The organism is Rufibacter sp. XAAS-G3-1, assembly GCF_013623775.1.
Taxonomy (GTDB): domain Bacteria; phylum Bacteroidota; class Bacteroidia; order Cytophagales; family Hymenobacteraceae; genus Nibribacter.
Genome location: NZ_JABFAM010000007.1, coordinates 76,557 through 98,025, shown reverse-complemented (window position 1 = coordinate 98,025; position 21,469 = coordinate 76,557). Strand labels below are relative to the sequence as shown.

The window sequence follows — 21,469 nt, the reverse complement described above, 5'->3', positions numbered from 1 at the left end:
TCCTGGAAATGAAGGTTGAAGCGCTATTCTTCTAGTAAGCTGGAACATCAGCATAAAAAATCCCCACCGCCTTTTTTTGCTGGCGGGGATTCTCAATATAAACGAAGATACTACCTAGCCGGTCACTACTTTGCGCTCAATCTCCCGCAGGTTTTCCATTTTCTTGTTGCGCAGGAAACCGTTGATGTCCTCAAAGTGCTCTTTGATGCGCTTGTTCCCGAATTCAAACACTTTTTCGGCGAGGCCGTCCAGGAAGTCACGGTCGTGGGAAACTAAAATCAACGTGCCGTCAAAGGCTTTGAGGGCGTCTTTCAGGATGTCCTTGGTTTTGATGTCCAGGTGGTTGGTGGGCTCATCCAGAATGAGCAGGTTCACCGGTTGCAAGAGCAGTTTGATCATGGCCAGACGGGTTTTCTCACCGCCAGACAGCATTTTCACTTTCTTCTCCACGGTATCGCCACTGAACATGAAGGCGCCCAGAATGTCTTTGATGCGGGTGCGCATGTCGCCTACGGCAATCTGGTCAATGGTCTGGAAAACGGTCAGTTCCTCGTCCAACAATGAAGCCTGGTTCTGCGCGAAGTAGCCAATCATGGAATTGTGCCCCAGTTGGAGTTTGCCGTCATAGTCAATCTCGCCCATAATGGCTTTGATGAGCGTGGACTTTCCTTCGCCGTTCTTGCCTACAAAGGCTACTTTCTGGCCGCGCTCAATCGTCAAAGACGCGTCTTTGAACACAGTGTGGTCGCCGTACTTCTTGGTGAGTCCTTCCACAATAACCGGGTAGTTGCCGGAACGGGGCGCGGGCGGAAACTTCAGGTTCAACGCCGAGGTGTCTACTTCGTCTACCTGAATGATCTCAATCTTCTCCAGCATTTTCACGCGCGACTGTACCTGCAGCGTTTTGGAGTAGGTTCCTTTGAAACGGTCAATAAACGCCTGAATGTCGGCAATCTCTTTCTGCTGGTCGTCAAACTGGCGCTGCTGCTGCTCGCGGCGCTCTTTGCGCAACTGCAAGTACTGCGAGTAGTTGACTTTATAGTCGTAGATACGGCCCATGGTCACCTCAATGGTGCGGTTGGTGATGTTGTCCACGAAGGTCTTGTCGTGCGAAATCACGATGACGGCTTTGGCGTTGTTCACCAGAAAATCCTCCAGCCACTGCACCGACTCGATGTCCAGGTGGTTGGTGGGCTCATCCAGCAGAATCAGGTCTGGTTTCTGGAGTAGGATTTTGGCCAGTTCAATGCGCATGCGCCAGCCGCCGGAGAACTCACTGGTATTGCGGTTAAAGTCTGCGCGCAGGAAGCCCAATCCTAAAAGCGTCTTTTCCACCTCGGCGTCAAAGTTGATTTCCTCAATGGAATAATATTTCTCGCTGAGTTCAGATACGTCCTCAATCAGCTTCATGTAGGCATCAGATTCGTAGTCGGTGCGGGTTTCCAGCTGGCTGTTGAGCTCGTCCATTTGGGCTTTCATCTCCAAAATCTGCCCGAAAGCTTTGGACGCTTCGGCAAACACGGTGCTTTCGTCTTTGGTGAGCAGGTGCTGCGGCAAATACGCAATCACCGCCTCTTTGGGCGCCGATACTTTGCCTTTGGTGGGTTTGTTGGCCCCGGCAATGATCTTGAGCAGGGTCGATTTTCCGGCGCCGTTCTTCCCCATGAGGGCGATGCGGTCGGTTTCATTGATGTTGAAGGTGACGTTACTAAAAAGAGCCGAGCCGTTAAATTCAACGGCGACCGAATCAACTGAAATCATGGTGCGTTTACGATTAGAACACAAAGATACTAGGATTTCCCTGATTGCCCCGCACCTGAAAAACCCCAGAAGGCGTGGAACATGCGGGCATAATTCCGCAGGAAAACAATGCAACACCAACCTCTCATATTTGGCTCCATTTCTGGCTTGTTTTCAGCAAAACACGCCAGAAACGATCTCATAAAGGTAGCCCTGCAAAAATAATGATCAACGAAACCAAACATTCGCTCGCCTCTGGCGAGTGTGGGTTACCTGCGGTCTCTGGCCGCTTCCTACTATATTGTGAAGCATTCGCAAAATGGCGGGACGCCGGAGGCGAGCGAGTAACATCATTACTTTTCAAGGACTATCCTATTAAAGAGGGCGAAAATAGCAACGGTTTGCCCTCTTTCTAAGAACAAGGAAAGATACCTACTTCCTTTATCCTCCTGAAAGAATCTTGGGGTGAACGACAACATCGCTTTTCAAAGCTTACTTCGCTATGATAAGGAGTTGGTGGAACGCCAGAACCCACCCCAACCCCTCCCAGGAGGGGAATGAATCTTTGCAGGAGATGGGAATGCGTGGTAGAGACAAGACAGTGCCTGGTCTCTACAGGTTCTATTATTACTGCTCCTTTCCCCAGTTCCAGTCTTCCCCGAGCGCGCCTCGCTTTTGGCCATAGATAAACAGAAACTAAGAGCGAATATCTTCTCAGGCCGAAAGGGCAGTGCGGGAGGGGAAGACGGGGCCCCGCGGCCGTGAGCGCATACCGCCAGAAATGAAACAATACAGCACTTGCACCCACGTAAAAAGCAGAAAAGCCAAGGGAACAGCAGAAATGTGCATACCTACCAATCTCTCAATAGAAGCCAGTTAAAGCGCAGAAGCCAAGGTTCAGAAAGGAACCAATAGGGGTACAAGATCTTTCCAAGACGATAGAAAACACACCCTAATCGCCACCGGCTACTTATTCTCTGCTGTTTGCCCGCTCAGGCATTTTGACCCTTCTTTTCTAAAATCAGCCTTAAAACCGTAGCCCCAAAAGAAAGAACCTGCCAGAGACATGGGATTTATGAAAAATGTGTACCTTTTCAAAAAAGAACCTTTCCTTCAAGGCACACCCTTCCCAATACATACGCTTGGAATGGTTTTTGCCGTTTTGCAACTATGACTATTCTTAAGAAAACGATACAAAGAGCCTCGGCCAGCCTGCTCCTGGCTGGCTTTTCTATGTTCCCGGTACTGGCGCAAGATGATCCGGTAGCCTCCGTTGCAGAGTTAGACCAGACGTACGTGAACTGGCACAACCTGGATCCTACACAGGACAGAATCCAGGGCATAAGTGTGAACAAAGCGTACAAAGAGCTGCTAGCCAACAAAAAAACCAAGAAAACCATTGTGGTGGCGGTGATTGACAGCGGGATAGATATTTTCCACGAAGACCTGAAAGGCAAGATCTGGACTAACCAAAAGGAAGTAGCGGGCAACGGCCAGGACGATGACCAGAACGGGTACGTAGACGATATGCACGGCTGGGGTTTCCTGGGCAACGCCAAAGGCGAGAACATACGGTACGAAACCTATGAATACGTACGGCTGCTAAGAAAACTGGCCCCGGCCTACCAGAACGTTTCTTCTATCAAAGAAGTACCGCTGGCCCAGCAACCCGAATACAAAACGTACCTGCTGGCCAAACAGGCCTATGACAAAGAATTGGCCAAATACAAGGAAACCAAGCAAACCCTCGCCGCTTTTGAGGAAGTCCTGGTTCGGGTACAGAACGTACTGGCCACACATCTGCAAACCAAAGAATACACGCTGCAAGACGTGCAGCGCATCTCCACCCCAGACCAGAACGTGATGAATGCGCGCGCCTGGTTAATCAGCAGGTACAGCCAAGGGCTGACGGTAGAGTCGTTCCTCAAATACAAAGAGCATACAGATACGTTCCTGGAGAAGCACCTGAACCTGGAATTCAACCCGAGGGCCGTCATCGCAGACAACCCAGAATCTATTACTGATACCCAATACGGCAACAGCGATGTAGTTGGCCCCAGACCAACCCACGGCACCCCGGTGTCTGGCTTGATTGCCGGCCTGCGCGGGAACAACCTGGGCATTGACGGCATTGCCGAAGATGTGCAGATCATGGCCTTGCGGGCCGTGCCCGAGGGCGACGAGCGCGATAAAGACATCGCGCTGGCCATCCGCTACGCGGTAGACAACGGTGCCAACATCATCAACATGAGCTTCGGGAAGAGCTTCTCGCCGCAGAAATCGTTTGTGGATGAGGCCGTGAAATACGCTGAGTCTAAGAACGTGTTGCTGGTGCACGCCGCCGGAAACGAAGCCACCGACAACGACAAAGTGACGCATTACCCCAGCAGAGTTTTGAATGACGGAAGCCAGATCAAAACCTGGATTGAAGTGGGTGCCTCGTCCAGAATGCTGGGCAAAGATATTGTGGGCGTGTTCTCCAACTACGGCAAGCAGACGGTAGACCTTTTCGCGCCGGGTGTAGACATCGTTTCTCTGGCCCCGGAAAACAAGTATGGCAAAATGGATGGCACCAGCTTTTCGAGTCCCGTGGTGAGCGGCGTGGCGGCGTTGGTGTGGTCGCATTACCCTGAGCTAACGGCGGCCGAGTTGAAAGAAATCATCCTGAAATCGGCTACGGTGTACCCCAAAGAAACCGTGCTCTATCCGAGTTCGGGAGGTGAATCATCCCGTAATAAAGCGAAATTCACGGATCTGTCCAGCACCGGCGGAATTGTGAATGCGTACAATGCCTTGGTATTAGCCGAGAAAACCGTTTCCCAGAAGAAAAGCAAAAGCTAACCTTCCCCTTTTTCTCGATAACATTCTTCAGAACTGCCCCTGGTCTTAGCTCAGGGGCAGTTCTGTTTTAGGGCTATTTTCGGGAAATCAGGCTGAAAACAACAAGAAAGGAATCTGCTCTTTTTTGGGGTTGCATCTGGCTTCTTTGGAGAGTTTGGCAGGTGCACGCGGTTTGCTGTTCCCTTGGCTTGTCCGTTCCCTGCGGGGGTGCAAGTGCTGTATTGCTTCATCTCTGGCGGTATGCGCTCACGGCCGCGGGGCCCCGTCTTCCCCTCTCGCACTGCCCTTTCGGCCTGAGCCGTTTGTCTCTCTTAGTTTTGCTTATCTATGGCCAAAAGCGAGGCGCGCTCGGGGAAGACTGGAACGGGGGAAAGTAGCAGAGGTTTGCAGGTGAGCTCTTGTTATTTTTAATTGGACTTACTATGGTGCGGATTTACTTCCGTGACTTTTTGCAGTCATAGCAAGAGTGCTAGGACTATCTTTACAAGATTAGCCTGGGAAGGGCAGAAGTAAGCTCTGGCGCTCCACCATCTCCTCCAAAGGCGCACCACTCGCTCTATAGCGGTATAATGCTGTTTTTAGCTCAATCACTTTCAGCCCAGACAACTTCTTCCCGTCACTTTATTGGCAAATAGCAAGCTCGAAGAGTGACACTGCCTTTCCTTTTAGTTTATTTCACTATTTTATGTTCACCACAAATGAAATTATTTTTTTTCACATGAAGTATGTTTTACTTAGAGATAACCAAATAATGGATATATTTGCTACAATTCCAGCAAAACCATTCTAAAAATATAACTATAAGATGAAACGTTTACTTAAAAAAGCGATTACTCCTTTCCTGCCGTCTTACCAGGTAGTTTGCACCACTTACCAGATTATTCCTGGTTTACCCATCACTAAAAAGTTATCTACCCACTCCTTTGACAAAGGTGCCTCTAAAGAAGCGAAAGCATTCTACGGCAAAGTGGTTTCTTCTGAATTTACAAGAAAGCTGGCTCCGGTAGAAGTACAGTTAAGAATAGCTGGCATCACCATCAAGAAAGCCCAGTACGGCCCCATCCAGAACTTTGACAAGAAGAAAATCGCTTTTCAGGCGTAGTTCATTTCGGTTTTTACTTGCCATTCTTGCGCATCAATTTCAATGGAAGTTGGTTTATAGGAGGCTTTTAGGAAAACAGCCTTAAAACCACCAATAGAAGCAACATAAGAAAAGCCCTTCCCTAACCAGAAGGGCTTTTCTTTAGAACCGCCGCTAAACATCTGCGAGAGCCCACCCTACCTTACTTTATGAACAAAAGATTTACCCTCCTTTTACTTTATCTAGCACTCACTATTGGCGGCGCCACGGCACAGGCTACCCTTATTCCTAAAGCTGGCCTAAGTTTCAGCGACTATAAACTAGTGAACACGTTTGGCAACAAAACAAAGAAGTTCAATGAACCGGGCATCATGGCAGGAGTAGCCCTTAATCAGCCCTTTTCCAAACTGCCGTGGTTATCAGTTCAGCCCGAACTCATATACATGCAAAAGAAGTATACTTCTCAAAGCTATTTCACTATCCCTTACCCTGTAGAAGCAGACGTTTGGTTTCATAAGACCAGCAGAACCCTAACCTATGTAGAGATTCCTATTCTTGTGAAAGCGACCCTGACAAAAGGAAAATGGCTTGGATACGGGAATGCTGGCCCAGCTATTGGGTACGCAGTTGCCGGAAAGCATACATCAGGCAATCTTGAGGAAAACACTGATTTCACCCATAGTAATAGACTGGAACTTAGTGCTCAGGCTGGTTTGGGCTTAGGGAGGGCAATAGGGCGTGGCACTTTATTTCTAGATGCCCGCTATAGTTTGGGATTAACACCCCTTCATAAGGCTCATACTACTACCATAAACATTACCCTTCCTGAAGAAGAACCCTTCGTGGCGGATATTCCCTTAGAAGCCGACCATAAAAGCAGAGTACTTAGTTTCTCAGTTGGGTATGCTTTCCCGTTGAACACTTCTCTTTTTTAAAGCTTTAGCAAAGCCAATATAACAGCCCGAAAATGACTTGCGTTTTCGGGCTGTTTTGGCAAAAACAAGGGGAAAACAACTTACCCCTCGGCTATTCCGCTTTCTAAGGTTTTGGTGCCGACGGGTGGTTTCACACCCGGGTTCAGGTTCCAGTCGTTGTTCAGCAGGCTCATGGCGTAGTTGGCGGTCATATCAAACTGGCAGGGCACTACAGATACGTAATTCTGGGCCAGGGCCGCCTCATCGGTGTCCTCGCCTTTGTCATGGTTCACGAAATTGCCGGTGAGCCAGAAGTAGGTGCGGCCGCGGGGATCTTTGCGTTCGTCAAATTCCTCTTCCCACTTGGCGCGGGCTTGGCGGCACACCTTTATGCCGGCAATGGGCGTGTCAGATTTTTTAGGGAAGTTCACGTTCAGGGCTACTCCGGCCGGAATACCATGCTCCAGGGCCTGACGGGTAATCAACTCTACGTATTCTTCGGTGTGGGAGAAATCAATGTCATGGCCGTAGTCACAGAGCGAGAACCCGATGGCGGGCAGTCCCTCTATGGCCGCCTCAATGGCCGCCGACATGGTGCCGGAATACAGCACGCTGATGCTGGAATTGGAGCCGTGGTTGATGCCGCTCACCACCAAATCTGGTTTGCGGTCTTTGAGCACATGGTGTTTGGCCAGTTTCACGCAATCGGCGGGCGTGCCGGAGCACTCGTATGATTCCACCGTGTCAAAGGCCAGCGACCTGTCCAACCGCAGCGTATTCCCGATGGTGATGGCGTGCCCCATGCCAGATTGCGGCCCGTCTGGGGCCACCACCACTACCTCACCTATTCTCTGCATCACCTTCACCAGCGTATGAATACCGGGCGCGGTGATACCATCGTCGTTAGACACTAAAATCAAGGGCTTCTTCGCCATAATCCGTTCAAAAGTTTAAAGCCAAATTAGGTTGTATACGCGCCATTGTCAAATAGAATTGGAGCAACTTCAAACCACGGCTTGCGTTATGCGGGAAGAAGCAGTACCTATGCCGTTCTAAAACCGCTAAGCCCATGAAAAAGACCATCCTTTTGTTTAGCGCACTGGTGGCGCTGGCCGCCTGCAAGCAAGACGCCCCTACGGCAGACAATGCCCACGACACCCAGATAGAAGAAGCCGCCGGCGACATTTCCACCGATGCCACGGAAACCGCTTCGGAAAGCCCCGATGGCTCCATGCCCGCCCCCGCCCCGTCAGAGCCCATGTCTGAAGAGCCGCTGCCCGGTGCCACCTCTACCGCCTCTACCCCGCCCTCTACCGCCAACCCGCTCTTTAACCTGACCCTGCAAAGCGGACAGGCGGGGGCCGTGAAAATTGGCATGTCCATAGACGAACTGAGAAAAGCCTACGGACAGAACAAACTTCGGGAAATAGACCATACGCTGGAAGGCACCACCACCAAGGCCTATGAAGTGCTGGGCGAACGCCACCGCCCCGACCTGCGCGTGGAGCAGGAATGCGCGGGTGCCGCCTGCAAAGTATCCCGCATTACGGTGCTCAACCCCGCCTTCAAAACCTCTAACGGATTGGGCATTGGCAGCACCCTGGGAGACCTGAAGAAAAGCATCAACATTACCCGCGTGGGTACCGGCGAAGGCAATTTTGTGGCCATCTCTGAGGATTCCAGAATGAGTTTCGTGCTGGACATGCGGGGCATCCCATCCACCCGTTGGGCCAATCTGCAGGTGAAAGACGTCCCTAACTCTACGTTGGTATCTGGCGTGATGCTTTATTAACTCCCCTCCCCGTGGGAGAGAGATCCGGAGAGGGGAGTTTTGCTGATGCGTTTCGGGGCTGTTTTGCAGGAAACAGGCTGTAAACGCGGAAACCGGAGTTATTAGATATCTATAGAGACCAGGCACTGCCTTGTCTCCGGCACGCATTGCTTTCTATGGTTGGTCTTTTCTGCGGGTGCAGACACCCTCCCTTCGCCCCAGCGCTTTGGGGCTGTTTTGCGGAAAACGGGCCAGAAACGGCATTGGCCCAGACACTCGTAGGAGCTACGCACACTACGAGGTCTTTGGAGCGGGCAGTATTGCGGACAACAGGCTGGAAACGCAAAAACCTGTGATCTTGGAGACCTCACAGGTTTAGAAAGTACTGGCGCGAGACTCCCGTCTCGTGACATGGGAGGAAGCGAGTCTCCAGACTCGCCGGGAACCACCGGCAAGAGGGCGTGACGTCAGGTATGAAGTGATGCCTTTTGTGGTGATTATAGCCTCTTTTCAGAAAAACAGGGGGAAAGTAGAATGCCAGATAGCAGCTACTTTCAAGTTAATTCCTACCCGCAGTTTTTGGGTTTCGGGCTTTTCTTTAACAGAGGCGGGCGGATTGATTTTCCTTTTTTCCTGCAGATTCCCTAACATTACTTCTTTATTTAGCTCGCACCCATGCTCCTGACCCTCCTCTCTACCCTAGGTACCCTTTTTCTTACTTCTCCCGCGCCAGACTGGCAGACACCTTACGAGAAAAGTAACCGCCACCAGACCGCCACTTACTACGAGTGCATTGACTACTATCAGCGCTTAGACCAGGCGTATCCAGAAATCAAGATGACACCCGTGGGCATGACCGATGCCGGAAAACCGCTGCACACGGTGGTCATTTCCACCGATGGTGATTTTGACCCGGCTTCCCTCCACCGCAAAGGCAAAACGGTATTGCTGGTGCAGAACGGCATCCATCCGGGTGAGCCCGAGGGCATAGACGCCACCATGATGCTCACGCGCGACTTGGTGCAGAACAAGAAACTGCGCGCGCAACTAGACAACGTGGTGCTGGTGATTATTCCCGTGTACAATATCGGCGGAGCGCTTAACCGAAACAGCCACACCCGCACCAACCAGAACGGGCCGGAGAGTTACGGCTTTAGAGGCAATGCCCGCAACCTGGATCTCAACCGCGACTTCATCAAGGAAGACTCTAAGAACGCCAAGGCCTTCGCCACCATCTTCCGGACTTGGGATCCCGAGGTGTTCGTGGACAACCACACCAGCAACGGCGCCGATTACCAGTACACCATGACGCTCATTCCCACGCAGCACAACAAACTGGGCGGCGCGTTGGGCACTTTATTGAAACAGCAGATGATTCCGGCGCTGTACAAGGGCATGGAGAAACGCAAATGGCCGCTGGTGCCCTACGTGAACTCCCGCGGCGAAACTCCGGAGACCGGCATCTTCGGCTTCGCCGATTTGCCCCGCTACGCCTCTGGGTACACTACACTATTTCAGACGCTGGGCTTCATCCCCGAGACGCACATGCTCAAACCATTTGACAAACGGGTAGAGTCTACCTATGACCTTATGCTGGAGTTCCTGGACTACACCGCCAAAAACGGCAAAGCCATTCAGGCCGCCCGCCAGAAAGACCGCGCCGCTCTGCAAACCCAACAGGAATTTGTTTTGAACTGGGCCCCGGATACCACGCAGGTAGAAACCATCCAATTCAAGGGTTACGAGGCCAAATACAAACCCAGCCAGGTGAGCGGCCAGCAGCGGCTGTACTATGACCGCAAAGCGCCGTTCACCCGGCCCGTGAAGTTCTTTGACACCTTCCGCCCTACGCTTACAGTTACCAAACCGGTAGCCTATCTCATTCCGCAAGCCTGGAGCGAGGTCATTGAACGGCTGCAGCAAAACCAGGTAGAACTGAAACGCCTGAGCAAAGACACCGTCCTCACCCCCGAGACCTACTACATCAGCGACTACAAAACCGCCCCGCGTCCGTATGAAGGCCATTACCTGCACAGTGAGGTACAAGTCAGGAAAGTGCAGCAGCCCATCCAGTATTTCGCCGGTGATTACGTGGTGTATTTAAACCAGGTCAGCAACCGCTTTTTGGTAGAGGTATTAGAGCCCCAAGCGCCCGACTCGTATTTCGCCTGGAACTTCTTTGACTCTGTGCTGGGTCAGAAAGAGCATTTTTCGGCTTACGTGTTTGAAGACTTGGCGGCCCAGTACCTGAAACAAGACCCTAAATTAAGAGCGGCTCTGGAGGAAGCCAAAGCCAAAGACCCTAGCCTGGCAAAAAGCGCCCAGGCTCAACTCAACTTCATCTACCGGAACACCCCGCATTACGAGAACACGCACCAGCGGTACCCGGTGGCCCGCTGGCAAGGCGGAGCTTTACCCATTCAGTAAGCTCATGTTATAGGGCTGATTTCTTAAAAACAGGTTAAAAGAGACATTTCTGGATAATAATGGTAGTCTGAAACAGAGCCCTCGCTCGCGTCCCGCGAGCGAGGGAAATCATTCCTTCTCTAGGTTTAGAAAGAAAACTACATCTCAAAAGCCTCTTTCTCCATCAGAAAGAGGCTTTTGCTTCTAGGTGAAAAAATAATTCGACCTGAGACACATCTTATTACGAAATTTTCGTAGTATTACGAATACATCGTAAACACCAGCCTATGGAGAAACTGACCCAACAAGAGGAAGATGCCATGCAGGTCATTTGGGAAACGGGAGGTGGCTTTATCAAGGATTTCCTGGAGAAACTACCGGAGCCTAAACCGCCTTACACTACGCTGGCTTCCACGGTGAAGAACCTGGAGAAAAAGGGCTTCGTGGAAGCGCAGAAACTTGGCAACACTTACCGCTACTCGCCGCTCATTAAAGCCGAGGAGTACAAGAAGAAATTCATGAAGGGCTTTGTGGGCAATTACTTCCAGAACTCCTACAAAGAACTGGTAGCCTTCTTTGTGAAGGAGAAACAACTCAGCCCAGAGGAACTGAAGGAGATTATGGACATGATTGAAAACCAAAAGCCTGAATAGCATGCCAGCGCTCCTTTTGTATCTTCTGCAAGTGAACGTGGGCTTGGGGCTGCTGTACCTTCTGTATCAGGCGGCCCTGCGGCAGACTACTTTCTACACCTGGAACCGCTGGTTTCTGCTGGTGGGCTTGGGGCTGGCCACGGGATTCCCGTTGGTTGGCTTCTCTGGGCTGTTGCCTGAGAAACCGCAGCTGTACCAAACCATCTCCAGGTACTCGTCTAACTGGCAACCTCTGGAAGTGCCGTCTTCGGCAGATGCTGCGTTTGATGTCTGGCAGATTCCGGTGGCCGTGTTTTGGCTGGGGTTGGGTGTGATGGCGGCAAGGTTCTGCGTGCAGTTGGCTTCTTTGTATTCCATTCACCGTAGGTCACGGCCAAGTAGTTTCCAAGGGATCCCTTTCAGGGAGGTGCGGCAGAGCTTGCCGCCTTTTTCCTTCGGGAACACTATCTATTTCAATTCGCAGCGGCATCCGCAGGAAGACTGGTTGCCTATTCTTCGGCATGAATACACGCACGTGCGGCAAGGGCATACGCTGGATATTCTGCTGGTAGAGTTTGTCACGCTCGTCCATTGGTTTAACCCTGTGGTGTGGCTTTTGCGCAAAGCCCTCAAACAAAACCTGGAATTCCTCACAGACCAGCAAACGGTAGCGGCAGGCATTGACCGGAAACGGTACCAATTCTCGCTGCTGCAAACGGCTGGGGCCTCGCCTTTCTCTTTGTCAGCTTCATTTAGTTACCACTCCCTTAAACACCGCATCATGATGATGAACAAAACTCCATCGGCCAGGGTGCAGCGGCTTCGCTTTCTGGCGGCTACTCCCTTGCTATTCGTGTCTTTGCTGGCGTGCCATACCATTGTAGAACCTTCTCCGCCTTTGATGACAGAATCTACTGCGGCAAAAGAAGGTTTTCTAGACCCTCAGGAACAGTACAAAGCCTTTCTTTTAAAATACCAGAAAGTTATGAAATTGACCTGGTATCCTGACACTTTAATGCTGCACCTGGTATCTGGCGAGACGGAAAAGTACCCCCGCACGCCGCAGGGCATGGCCGCCGCCCAGAAAAAGTACCCCAACCTGCCCACAGAACCAATGTTCCCACCCCCCCCGGAAGAAGCCGCATTGGCTCCGCCTCCGCCGCCACCTCCGGTTAACATAGATTTGCCCGAAGAATTCCAAAAGCGCAACCCTACAGTAAAAGGGCTAAGCGTGAGCGAGGGAAGTTTATACGTCGTCTTTAAAGACGGAGAAGTAGAGAGTTTCGACACTACTCCGGCAGGATTAACCGCTTTTGAGAAAAAGTACGGCCCTATGCCACCTCCGCCGCCGCCTGTCCGGAAAACAAGTAAGTAGATTTTGGCTTCCTTTCGCGAAAAGAGGCCCAAAACAGAAATCCCGCCCCAGTAGCGGGCTTTCTGTTTTTAGACGAGTTAGGGAAACTCGTAATTCTGCCAAATCCTTCTAGCTTTGTACACAGGCTGCAAAGCCATTCTCTAACCAAAAACAGATTTGGCAAACGTATTAGACATTCAGGGATTGAGCAAGCGCTACGGCAGCGTGCAGGCCCTGGATCAATTGAGCATCAAGGTGCCCGAAGGCAGCATCTACGGATTGCTGGGCCCCAACGGCAGCGGCAAAACCACCACCCTGGGCATTGTGCTGGACGTCATCAATGCCAGCGCCGGCACTTTCCAGTGGTTTGGGCAGCCCTCGTCCAAAAGCACCAAACGCCGCCTGGGTGCGCTGCTGGAGACCCCAAACTTCTACCCATACCTAACCGGCGAAGAAAACCTGCGCGTGACCGCCGATGTGAAGCGCACAGACCACGCCCGCATTCCAGCGGTACTGGAGACGGTAGGCTTGGCGCAGCGCAAAGACTACAAGTTCAAGGGCTACTCGCTGGGCATGAAACAACGTTTGGCCATTGGAGCCGCGCTGTTGGGCGACCCCGAAGTGCTGGTGCTGGACGAGCCCACCAATGGACTAGACCCCGAAGGCATTGTGGAGGTGCGTCAATTGATTCAGCAGATTGCGGCGCAGGGCAAAACCATCATTCTGGCCAGCCACTTACTGGACGAGGTGGAAAAAGTCTGCACCCACATGGCCGTGCTGCGCAACGGCAAGCTGAAAGCCGAAGGCCCGGTTTCCTCCATTATGGCAACTTCTGACCTGGTGTTTATCTCCGGCGGAGCCCCGCTGGAAGCCCTTTTGCAGATCGCCCGTACGTTGCCGTTCGTGACAGAAGCCCGCCAAATAAACCAGCAAATTCAACTCGCCCTAAAACCTGAGACCGACAGTTCAGAACTGAACCGCGCCTTCTTCGCCCAGGGCATTGCGCTGGGCCAACTGGTGGTGCGCAAGAAAAGCCTGGAAAGCCAGTTCCTGGAAATCATCAAAGCCGATTCTGTATGACCTCACTCCTACGCATAGAGCTCCGTAAGCTCCTGCCCTACTCCACCTTTTGGGTGCTTCTGCTGCTGCAGTGCAGTCTTGTGTTTATCTTCTTCTACGCCCGCGGCCACATCCTTATCAACGGGAAAATGGCCGGGGCAGAACTGTACCAATTCCCGAAGCTCTGGATGCACCTCACCTACATCTCCAGCTTCCTGAACCTGATTCCGGGCATTCTCATGATTATCCTGGTTTCTGATGAATACACCTTCCGGACGTTGCGGCAACAGGTGATTGACGGGTTCTCCCGCGCTACCCTGGTGCAAAGCAAATACACGGTCATTCTGCTGCTGGCGTTTCTTTTGGCAGCCTACGTGCTCATGCTGGGCTTGGGCTTCGGGCTGTACTACGGAGAAAATACCGCAGGCACGGCTGTGTTCACAGACGCGCAGTACGTTTTCTATTATCTGGTGCAGTTGGTGGGTTACATGACCTTCGCCATGCTGGTCGCGTTTCTGGTCAGGAAGACAGGCTTGGGCATTATGGTGTTTATGGCGTACACCCTGGTGATAGAACGCCTGATTCATTGGCAAACTCCAGATGCCATAGACAAATATTTCCCCATGAAAGTCTTGGGTGCCCTTACGCCCAGCCCTCACGCCGAAATGGAACAACTCATGCTGGGCATCACCGATGTTCTCACACCCCTACAGGCCTTGGCCCCAGTTGTTCTCTACATCACCCTTTTCTGTTTTCTCTCCTACCAGTTGCTCCGCTCCCGCGATCTGTAGAGGGTGTTTTAGGCTTATTTTCTGAAAAACAGCCTCAAAACAGAATAGAATTACTGACGCTGTTCGGGATTTCCAATCCCGAACTACCTAAAGCGAAACAAAGCTTCCCTGAGCCCGCTCTTCCGGAGTTCTACTCCCAAACAGCAAGGGTTTTTGAAGAACTCTGTTAGAAAAATTCCCCTCTTGGGCGTGGGGGGGGTCACTTTACAAGATAACTCACCAACAACCTGGCATCTGATTTAAGCCTGTTTTCAAGAAAGAAGGCATAAAACGGAAAAAAGCAGAAGGCCCGCTAAACTCACGCCAGCGGGCCTTCTGCTTTAAAACGAGTTCTCCCGTTAGGCTAATTTAGTCTACCGAAGTGGTTTTCACTTCTGGCTGGGAAATGGCCCCCAAATAACTCACAATCTTGGCTAAGTCTGGCAGGCTGGTGTATTTGAGCTTGTTTTGCTTGATGTAGTCCTTCATCACGTTTTCTTTCTTACCGTAGATGACCTCCAGGTCTTTCTTCACGTTCCGCAGCTCTTTCACCTTGCCGTTGGGCAGCAGGATAAAGAAATTCTCTAACCGCTGCTCCACGTACATGGGGCCACCCACCGGGTAATTTCCGTACGGATAATAATACCTGCTGCTACGGTACATGGGGTCACGGCTTATGTCGCGGCGGGTCATGGTTTCGCGCTTGAGCAGGCCGTAGTTTCCAATCACAATCTGCTCAAAAAAAGCCGGCGCCAGAAAGTCGCTGTAGTCATTCCCGAAGTTCCAGCGTTGGGTCACGAACACCCGGCGGTAGCGTCCTTCATTGTCCAAGCCCTCGAAACCGCGCACCGCAATGGGCGAAAACGCCACCACCGAACCATCGGGCTTGTTGATCCTGACCATATCCTCTGACCGGTGATAGGTGATTTTTCCGTTCACGGAGTCGCCCGAGGCCAAATACACCCTGCCCATCGGCCACTCATCAACCAGCCCGGTAGACTGCGCCATGGTGTTGGCTGCCCATAAAAACAGTACTACCAAAAGCCCTCCCGCTTTTCTTACCATCGTCTTCATCTTTATGTTCCTCTTACTATAATACAACAAGGTTCTTTAAAAAAGATACTTCAAAAATCCTGAGAAGGTTGTCTAATTCCCAGTACTTTACAACGTAGATGCCAGGTATTTTCGTGTGTCTTGGGCTCTTGTCTTGGAGGGTTGCTCCCTTCCTGGTTTCTCTCCAGAATCAGCTTCAGGAAATATACTCAAAAAGGTAAATAGAAGTAGCTCTGTATTCAATAAAAGCAAAAAGGCGGAAGTAAAACCTCCGCCTTTTTGCTTTTATAATTTTTTCAGGATCATGTGCCCTAATTTGTCTCGTTTAGTGGTTAAGTACCGTTGGTTGTGCTCGTTGGGCGTAATCTCAATGGGCACCTGCTCTACAATCTGTAGGCCGTACCCAATCAGGCCGGTTCTTTTGCGCGGATTATTGGATAGGAGCCGCATTTTGGTCACCCCTAAGTCCCTGAGGATTTGCGCCCCAACGCCGTAATCCCGTTCATCAGTCCCGAAACCCAGTTGCAAATTGGCTTCCACGGTGTCCAGTCCCTGCTCCTGCAGTTTATAGGCTTTCAGTTTGTTCAACAACCCGATGCCGCGGCCTTCCTGGTTCATGTACACGATCACGCCTTTGCCGGCTTGCTCAATCACCTCCATGGCCTTGTGCAGCTGCGGCCCGCAGTCGCAGCGGCAAGACCCGAAGATATCACCGGTCACGCAGGAGGAGTGCACGCGCACCAACACCGGTTCGCCTTCTTCCCAAGTGCCTTTGACCAGGGCCAGGTGCTTGGCGTTGTTGCTGAGCTGGGTGTAGGCGTACAGATCAAAATTCCCCCAATCGGTGGGCAGCTCCACGGCGATCTCGCGCTCAATGAGGCTCTCTTTCTGTAGGCGGTAGGTGATGAGGTCTTTGATGGAGATGAGCTTGAGGTCGAAGCGCTCGGCTACTTTCTCCAGGTCGGGCATGCGGGCCATGGTGCCGTCTTCGTTCATGATCTCCACCAGAACGCCGGCCGGAGCCAGACCCGCCAATTGGGCCAAATCTACGGCCGCTTCGGTGTGCCCGGCCCTCCTGATCACGCCTTCCTTGCGGGCGCGCAGCGGGAAAATATGGCCGGGCTTGCCCAAGGAGGCCGGATCGGTTTTAGGATCGGCCAGCGCCAGAATGGTTTTGGCGCGGTCTGAGGCCGAGATGCCCGTGGTGCAGCCGTAACCCAGCAAATCCACCGACACGGTGAACGGGGTGGCGTGCAGGGCGGTGTTGCGGCCCACCATCAGTTCCAGGCCCAGCTCGTCGCAGCGTTCCTCGGTGAGCGGCGCGCAGATGAGGCCCCGGCCGTGGGTGGCCATGAAATTGACGATCTCGGGAGTGATTTTCTCGGCGGCGCAGATAAAGTCGCCTTCGTTCTCGCGGTCGTCATCGTCTACCACAATCACAACTTTGCCGGCTTTTATGTCTTCTATGGCGTCTTCTATTTTGTCTAGCATGGTTGAGAGCATTTTATATCAAGCCGGTTTGCTCCACAGGGTGAGGTGGCTTTGAAAAAACAAAGATAACGGTTTTTGACAGCTTCTGGGGATCAAGGCCAGGAAACCGCTAACGCACTCCAAGGCAAGGCGTTTTGAGCCTATTTTCCGGAAAACACCCCCAAAACAAGGCAAACCAAAAGGACCCCTCACCAGACGGATGATTTTGGTTATATTTGTATTTAGAGCATGCTCTTACAGACTCGTTAAGGGAAACGTTTTCCAGCCGCCTGAATTCTGCGATCAATGGACAAGAACTTTTTACATTTCACCAACAGCCTGGGCCGCAGGTACTGCACCATCCGCTACCTTGAAACCAACCAAACGCTGCACCTCATCTGGAAAGGAACCGCCAGCCCCGAAAGCATTGCCCACGTGCGCGCGGGAGTGCTGCAGATGCTCTCTACCTACCCGTGCCAGTCTATTCTAAGCGACATCCAGGAGTTCTTCCATGCGTCTTCCAAAGTACTCAAAACCCTTACGGCCGAGGATTGGGATCAGAAGTCAGCGAATCTGGGGGTGAGATACATTGCCCACATCCTGAAAGCAGATGCCGAGCTCCCCACCCCCACCGCCCCGAACAGCTTACCGGAAGTGAAGTATTTCAACCACCCGGCAGATGCCCTGGAATGGCTGAACGCCAAGACAACCTGAGCGACTAACGCTTACTTTCCTGCGCAACCCCTCACTCTGCACCAGCGCGATGGCACCCCTTTTCACCCTAAGCTTGACACGTGGGCCGGGCATTTGCCGACTTACGGCAGGGTAGACCTCACCCCCAGCCCCTCTCCCACGGAGAGGGGAGCCCCGCTGATGCGTTTTGGAACCGTTTTGCGGAAAACAGGCCGTAAACGCGGAAATCGGTGAACACCGCTCTTTCGGAGTTCCAATACCCTCTTTCGCCCGTGGTTCCCGGCGAGGGTAACTCCGCAGCAGGCGGGTTCAGGAGTAGGCAGATTCGGGAGTAGAACTCCCGAACAGCAAGGGCTTTGCCAATGCATTTCGGGGCTGTTTTAGGAAAAACGGGCCGGAAACGGCATTGGCATAGACACTCATAGGAGCTGTGCGCACTACGAGGTCTTTGGAGCAAGCGGCAGCGCGGAAGCAGCACATTAGAGAGCACTGGCGCGAGACTTTAGTCTCGTGACAAAGGATGAAACGAGTCTCCAGCCTCGCCGGGAACCACCGGCAGAATGGCGTAACAGCAGGTCTAGTTCTAAGGCAGCGTTCTTAATGAAAGAAGAAGAAAGTAAAAAGCGCCTTCTGTTTTGGGCCTTTTTTCATGGAAACAGGCCCAAAACGGAAGGCAACCGCTTCCTGCGTTTCCTTTGATAGCAACCTTAAACAAGCCCTCAGCTTACCACAATACCCAACAGATCAGCAATCTGCTTTTCAAACTCTTTGAGGGCTTTGATGGTGCGCAGGGTCTTGTCCAGTTCCTGGTCTGAGGTGAGGCGGGGAAGCGTGTCCATCTGGTCTTTGATCATGAGTTGCACGTTGCGCCATTTCAGCCGAAGTACCTCGCGCTCCGAACCATAGGATATCAAGTCGCTCTCGTGGGGAACGATGATTTCGTGGGTGGCCCAACCTTTGCTCAGTTCATATTTCTCGCTGAGCAAGTCTACCACCTCGGTGCGGACTTCCTTTTCCTCGTGCTGCATGAACTCCGAGGCGGTGGGCAGAAACCCTTGTTCCAGCTTGAGGCGGCACAGATCGAAGAGCTTCTTGTAGATGGGCGTCTTAAACTCAATGTCCTCCAGCTCGCCCAGCATGAATTGGCTGGCGGTGAGCCCCTCCTCCACCTCCTTGTCGGCGTAGTTCAGGATAAAGCGGATGACCTCGCGCTCGCGGGTGCGGAGCAGGCTGCTCTGGTCTATTTCCTGCTGGCCTTCCTCTTCGTACTGGGCGGCCTCCGCAGCAGCGGCAGCCTCGGCTTCAGCGGCCATTTCCTCAAAAGAGCCAGGGGCGTAAGATGATTTCTGCGACGGCTGTGAACGCTGCGACTTCTGCTCGGTGAGGTGGATTTTGTTGTACTCCGAGATCAGCACCTGCTCGTCTATCCCGAACTGCAGGCTGCACTGCTTCAGGAAAACGGAACGCTTGATGGCATCGGGAATCTTGGCGATGGAGACCACCATTTCCCGGATGGCCTCGGCCTTTTTAACCGGATTGTCTTTGGCTTCCTGCGCGTACAGCTCAGATTTGAAGGAGATAAAGTCCTGCGCGTGCTTCTCCAGGTATTCTTTGAACGCAGTATCGCCCACCTTCCGGATATAGCTGTCTGGGTCATCGCCATCCGGGAACAAGACCACGTTCACGTTCAGGCCGCCTTCCAGAATCAGGTCGATGCCGCGCAATGAGGCCTTAATCCCGGCCGGGTCACCGTCATACAAGACCGTGATGTTTTTGGTGTAGCGCCCGATGAGCTTGATCTGGTTCTCGGTGAGGGACGTGCCCGAGGAAGCCACCACGTTCTCAATGCCGCCCTGGTGCAACGACAAAACATCCAGATAGCCTTCCACCAGATAACAGTTGTCTTCCTGCCGGATGGATTGCTTGGCCTGGAACATGCCGTACAGCACATCACTTTTGTGGTAAATAGGCGACTCCGGCGAGTTGACGTACTTGGGTGACTTCTTGTCGTTGGTCTTAAGCGTACGCGCTCCAAAACCGATGGTGCGCCCGCTTACGTTCTGGATGGGGAACATGACGCGCCCCCGGAAGCGGTCGTACTGCTTGCCTTCCTCCTGCTTGACAATGGTGAGGCCGGTTTCCTCCAGGTATTTCAGCAAAAAGCCTTTTTCCAGCGCCGCCTTGGTGAAATCGTCCCAACTATCTAGGCTGTAGCCCAGCTCAAACTTCTGGATGGTGGCCGCCGAGAGTCCGCGCTGTTTAAAGTACGGCGCGCCGATGCTCTGCCCCTCGTCATTCTTGTGAAGCGCGTTTACGAAGTACTTTTTCGCAAAGTCAGATAAAATGTAGAGGCTGTCGCGCTCGTTCTGGGCCTGCACCGCCGCCGGGCTTTGGTCTTCGGCAATGTCAATGCTGTACTTTTTGGCCAGGTACTTGAGCGCCTCCACGTAGCTGGTGCCCTCCACGTCCATGATGAACTGCACCGCGTTGCCCGCCTTGCCGCACCCGAAGCACTTGTAAATGCCTTTGTTGGGCGCCACGCTGAACGACGGGGATTTCTCGTGGTGGAAGGGGCAGCACGCCCACAGGTTCTGGCCCTTCTTCTTCAAACTCACAAAATCACCCACTACCTCCACAATGTCGGCTTGCAGGATGATCTGGTCAACAACTTCTTTCTTTATCAGGGCCATGGGTACGCAGAAAAATAAGGCGGTAGACAAAGATACAGATTTAGGGATTGGATGTCTGGGGTTGGGCTGCGGATATTTCCTTGCCCATTTCCAATGCCACTACCTCAGCCGCTTACTTAAAACAAGAAACGCCAGCAATTCTTACTGGCGTTTCTGAGCGCATGGTGCGTTTTGAGGCCTTTTTTGGAAAAAAATCCTTATAACAGGCTAATCCAGGTTAGAGACCTTCCCGTGGAATTCACCTTGGGTGAACGGGAGGATTTCTGAGGTAAGATTGCCGTTTGCGTCTATTTTTTTACCTACAAACTGGAACGTACCTCTAAGTGTTTTCGTGTCTGGGTTCCACTCGGTAATGACTACCTCGGCGTTCTCGTCACTTTCATCCAACGGATAGGCGCTCATAAATACATCACCCCCAACCATTTCATAATAACGCGCCACGCCTTTGTTCGGCAGTTTATACGTGCCTACTCCGGTAAATGCAACTGAAAGGTGAATCCTGCCATCTGCTCTGAAGCCTGCAATGTGTAGGGAATCCTCGATATTATAGTTTTCACCCTCCCTTAAACCAATAACAGGTACTTTTTCGGCCTCCCATTTGACACCGTCTTTGTTTGCGACAAAGTAATTCTCTGGGGCGGGTTCATCCTCTTCCTCACAGGAAAAGACAAACAGGAGTGCTAGCAATGAAAAAAGGAGGGCACGCAGATGTTTCATGAGATATTATATAAAAAATCAAAGTTAACCACCCATTCCAACATTCCCAAGCAAGTATTCAACATTATTATTCCATGTCATTATTTAGAATACTTTCTATTTACAAGTTGCATTCTGGATCTATTTTCCTAAAAAGAAGCCATAATCTCCTCTCTTATGCTTCAACGGGCCGAAAAGCTTAGTCAGGCAACAGGTAGCGTTTGGCAGTGACTTCCTATGACCAATTCGCTGCATTTGCCTCTTCAGGTGAGTAGGTTTGAGAGATACGCCAGCGGAGA

Annotated in this window: 17 protein-coding genes; 11 read left to right on the top strand and 6 right to left on the bottom strand. The window is 52.0% G+C overall.

All coding sequences use genetic code 11. The features are described 5' to 3' along the window. Positions 1-114 precede the first annotated feature (114 nt). Complete coding sequence (locus HHO50_RS08990) at positions 115-1,761, bottom strand: ABC-F family ATP-binding cassette domain-containing protein (protein ID WP_181305683.1); 1,647 nt, start codon at positions 1,759-1,761, stop codon at positions 115-117. A gap of 74 nt (positions 1,762-1,835) precedes the next feature. Here HHO50_RS08990 and HHO50_RS08985 point away from each other — a divergent pair, with 74 nt between their 5' ends. From HHO50_RS08985 to HHO50_RS08970, 4 genes are all read left to right on the top strand, one after another. Next, positions 1,836-2,156: a hypothetical protein gene (locus HHO50_RS08985; protein WP_181305682.1), complete on the top strand. Its 321-nt coding sequence runs from the start codon at positions 1,836-1,838 to the stop codon at positions 2,154-2,156. A 754-nt stretch (positions 2,157-2,910) separates the two neighbouring features. Further along, positions 2,911-4,581, top strand: a complete 1,671-nt coding sequence (locus tag HHO50_RS08980; protein ID WP_181305681.1) for a S8 family peptidase — start codon at positions 2,911-2,913, stop codon at positions 4,579-4,581. An 805-nt stretch (positions 4,582-5,386) separates the two neighbouring features. Then, complete coding sequence (locus HHO50_RS08975; RefSeq protein WP_181305680.1) at positions 5,387-5,683, top strand: hypothetical protein; 297 nt, start codon at positions 5,387-5,389, stop codon at positions 5,681-5,683. 188 nt (positions 5,684-5,871) lie between these two features. Next, the gene (locus HHO50_RS08970) at positions 5,872-6,597 is read left to right on the top strand and encodes a porin family protein (RefSeq protein WP_181305679.1); all 726 of its coding nucleotides are present in this window, start codon (positions 5,872-5,874) and stop codon (positions 6,595-6,597) included. Between the two features lie 80 nt (positions 6,598-6,677). On the opposite strand, the gene surE is transcribed toward HHO50_RS08970, so the two are convergent. Continuing rightward, complete coding sequence (gene surE, locus HHO50_RS08965; protein ID WP_181305678.1) at positions 6,678-7,511, bottom strand: 5'/3'-nucleotidase SurE; 834 nt, start codon at positions 7,509-7,511, stop codon at positions 6,678-6,680. Positions 7,512-7,645: 134 nt separating this feature from the next. Between surE and HHO50_RS08960 the strand changes: the two genes are divergently transcribed. The 6 genes from HHO50_RS08960 (at position 7,646) to HHO50_RS08935 (ending at position 14,589) form a co-directional block, all read left to right on the top strand. Further along, the gene (locus HHO50_RS08960) at positions 7,646-8,368 is read left to right on the top strand and encodes a hypothetical protein (RefSeq protein ID WP_181305677.1); all 723 of its coding nucleotides are present in this window, start codon (positions 7,646-7,648) and stop codon (positions 8,366-8,368) included. Between the two features lie 654 nt (positions 8,369-9,022). After that, entirely contained in the window at positions 9,023-10,774 is a 1,752-nt protein-coding gene (locus HHO50_RS08955) for a M14 family metallopeptidase (protein ID WP_181305676.1), read from the top strand. A gap of 266 nt (positions 10,775-11,040) precedes the next feature. Continuing rightward, positions 11,041-11,406, top strand: coding sequence for a BlaI/MecI/CopY family transcriptional regulator (locus tag HHO50_RS08950; protein WP_181305675.1), 366 nt, complete (start codon positions 11,041-11,043; stop codon positions 11,404-11,406). Position 11,407: 1 nt separating this feature from the next. Next, positions 11,408-12,760, top strand: coding sequence for a M56 family metallopeptidase (locus tag HHO50_RS08945; protein ID WP_181305674.1), 1,353 nt, complete (start codon positions 11,408-11,410; stop codon positions 12,758-12,760). A 156-nt stretch (positions 12,761-12,916) separates the two neighbouring features. Further along, positions 12,917-13,819 carry an ABC transporter ATP-binding protein gene (locus HHO50_RS08940; protein WP_181305673.1) on the top strand — a complete coding sequence of 301 codons (903 nt, stop codon included), beginning with the start codon at positions 12,917-12,919 and terminating at the stop codon, positions 13,817-13,819. Then, positions 13,816-14,589 carry an ABC transporter permease gene (locus HHO50_RS08935; protein WP_181305672.1) on the top strand — a complete coding sequence of 258 codons (774 nt, stop codon included), beginning with the start codon at positions 13,816-13,818 and terminating at the stop codon, positions 14,587-14,589. Before HHO50_RS08940 ends, HHO50_RS08935 begins: the two co-directional genes overlap by 4 nt. Before the next feature lie 348 nt (positions 14,590-14,937). Here HHO50_RS08935 and HHO50_RS08930 read toward each other — a convergent pair whose 3' ends face one another. Both HHO50_RS08930 and HHO50_RS08925 read right to left on the bottom strand, forming a co-directional pair. Further along, positions 14,938-15,642 carry a hypothetical protein gene (locus HHO50_RS08930; RefSeq protein ID WP_181305671.1) on the bottom strand — a complete coding sequence of 235 codons (705 nt, stop codon included), beginning with the start codon at positions 15,640-15,642 and terminating at the stop codon, positions 14,938-14,940. Between the two features lie 264 nt (positions 15,643-15,906). Beyond that, positions 15,907-17,112, bottom strand: a complete 1,206-nt coding sequence (locus HHO50_RS08925; protein WP_181305670.1) for a bifunctional 3,4-dihydroxy-2-butanone-4-phosphate synthase/GTP cyclohydrolase II — start codon at positions 17,110-17,112, stop codon at positions 15,907-15,909. Between the two features lie 285 nt (positions 17,113-17,397). On the opposite strand from HHO50_RS08925, the gene HHO50_RS08920 reads away from it, so the two are divergent. Next, entirely contained in the window at positions 17,398-17,805 is a 408-nt protein-coding gene (locus HHO50_RS08920) for a hypothetical protein (RefSeq protein ID WP_181305669.1), read from the top strand. Positions 17,806-18,503: 698 nt separating this feature from the next. Here the strand turns inward: HHO50_RS08920 and dnaG are convergent. Next, complete coding sequence (dnaG, locus tag HHO50_RS08915; RefSeq protein WP_181305668.1) at positions 18,504-20,474, bottom strand: DNA primase; 1,971 nt, start codon at positions 20,472-20,474, stop codon at positions 18,504-18,506. A gap of 207 nt (positions 20,475-20,681) precedes the next feature. Continuing rightward, positions 20,682-21,191: a DUF6252 family protein gene (locus HHO50_RS08910; RefSeq protein WP_181305667.1), complete on the bottom strand. Its 510-nt coding sequence runs from the start codon at positions 21,189-21,191 to the stop codon at positions 20,682-20,684. Positions 21,192-21,469 lie beyond the last annotated feature (278 nt).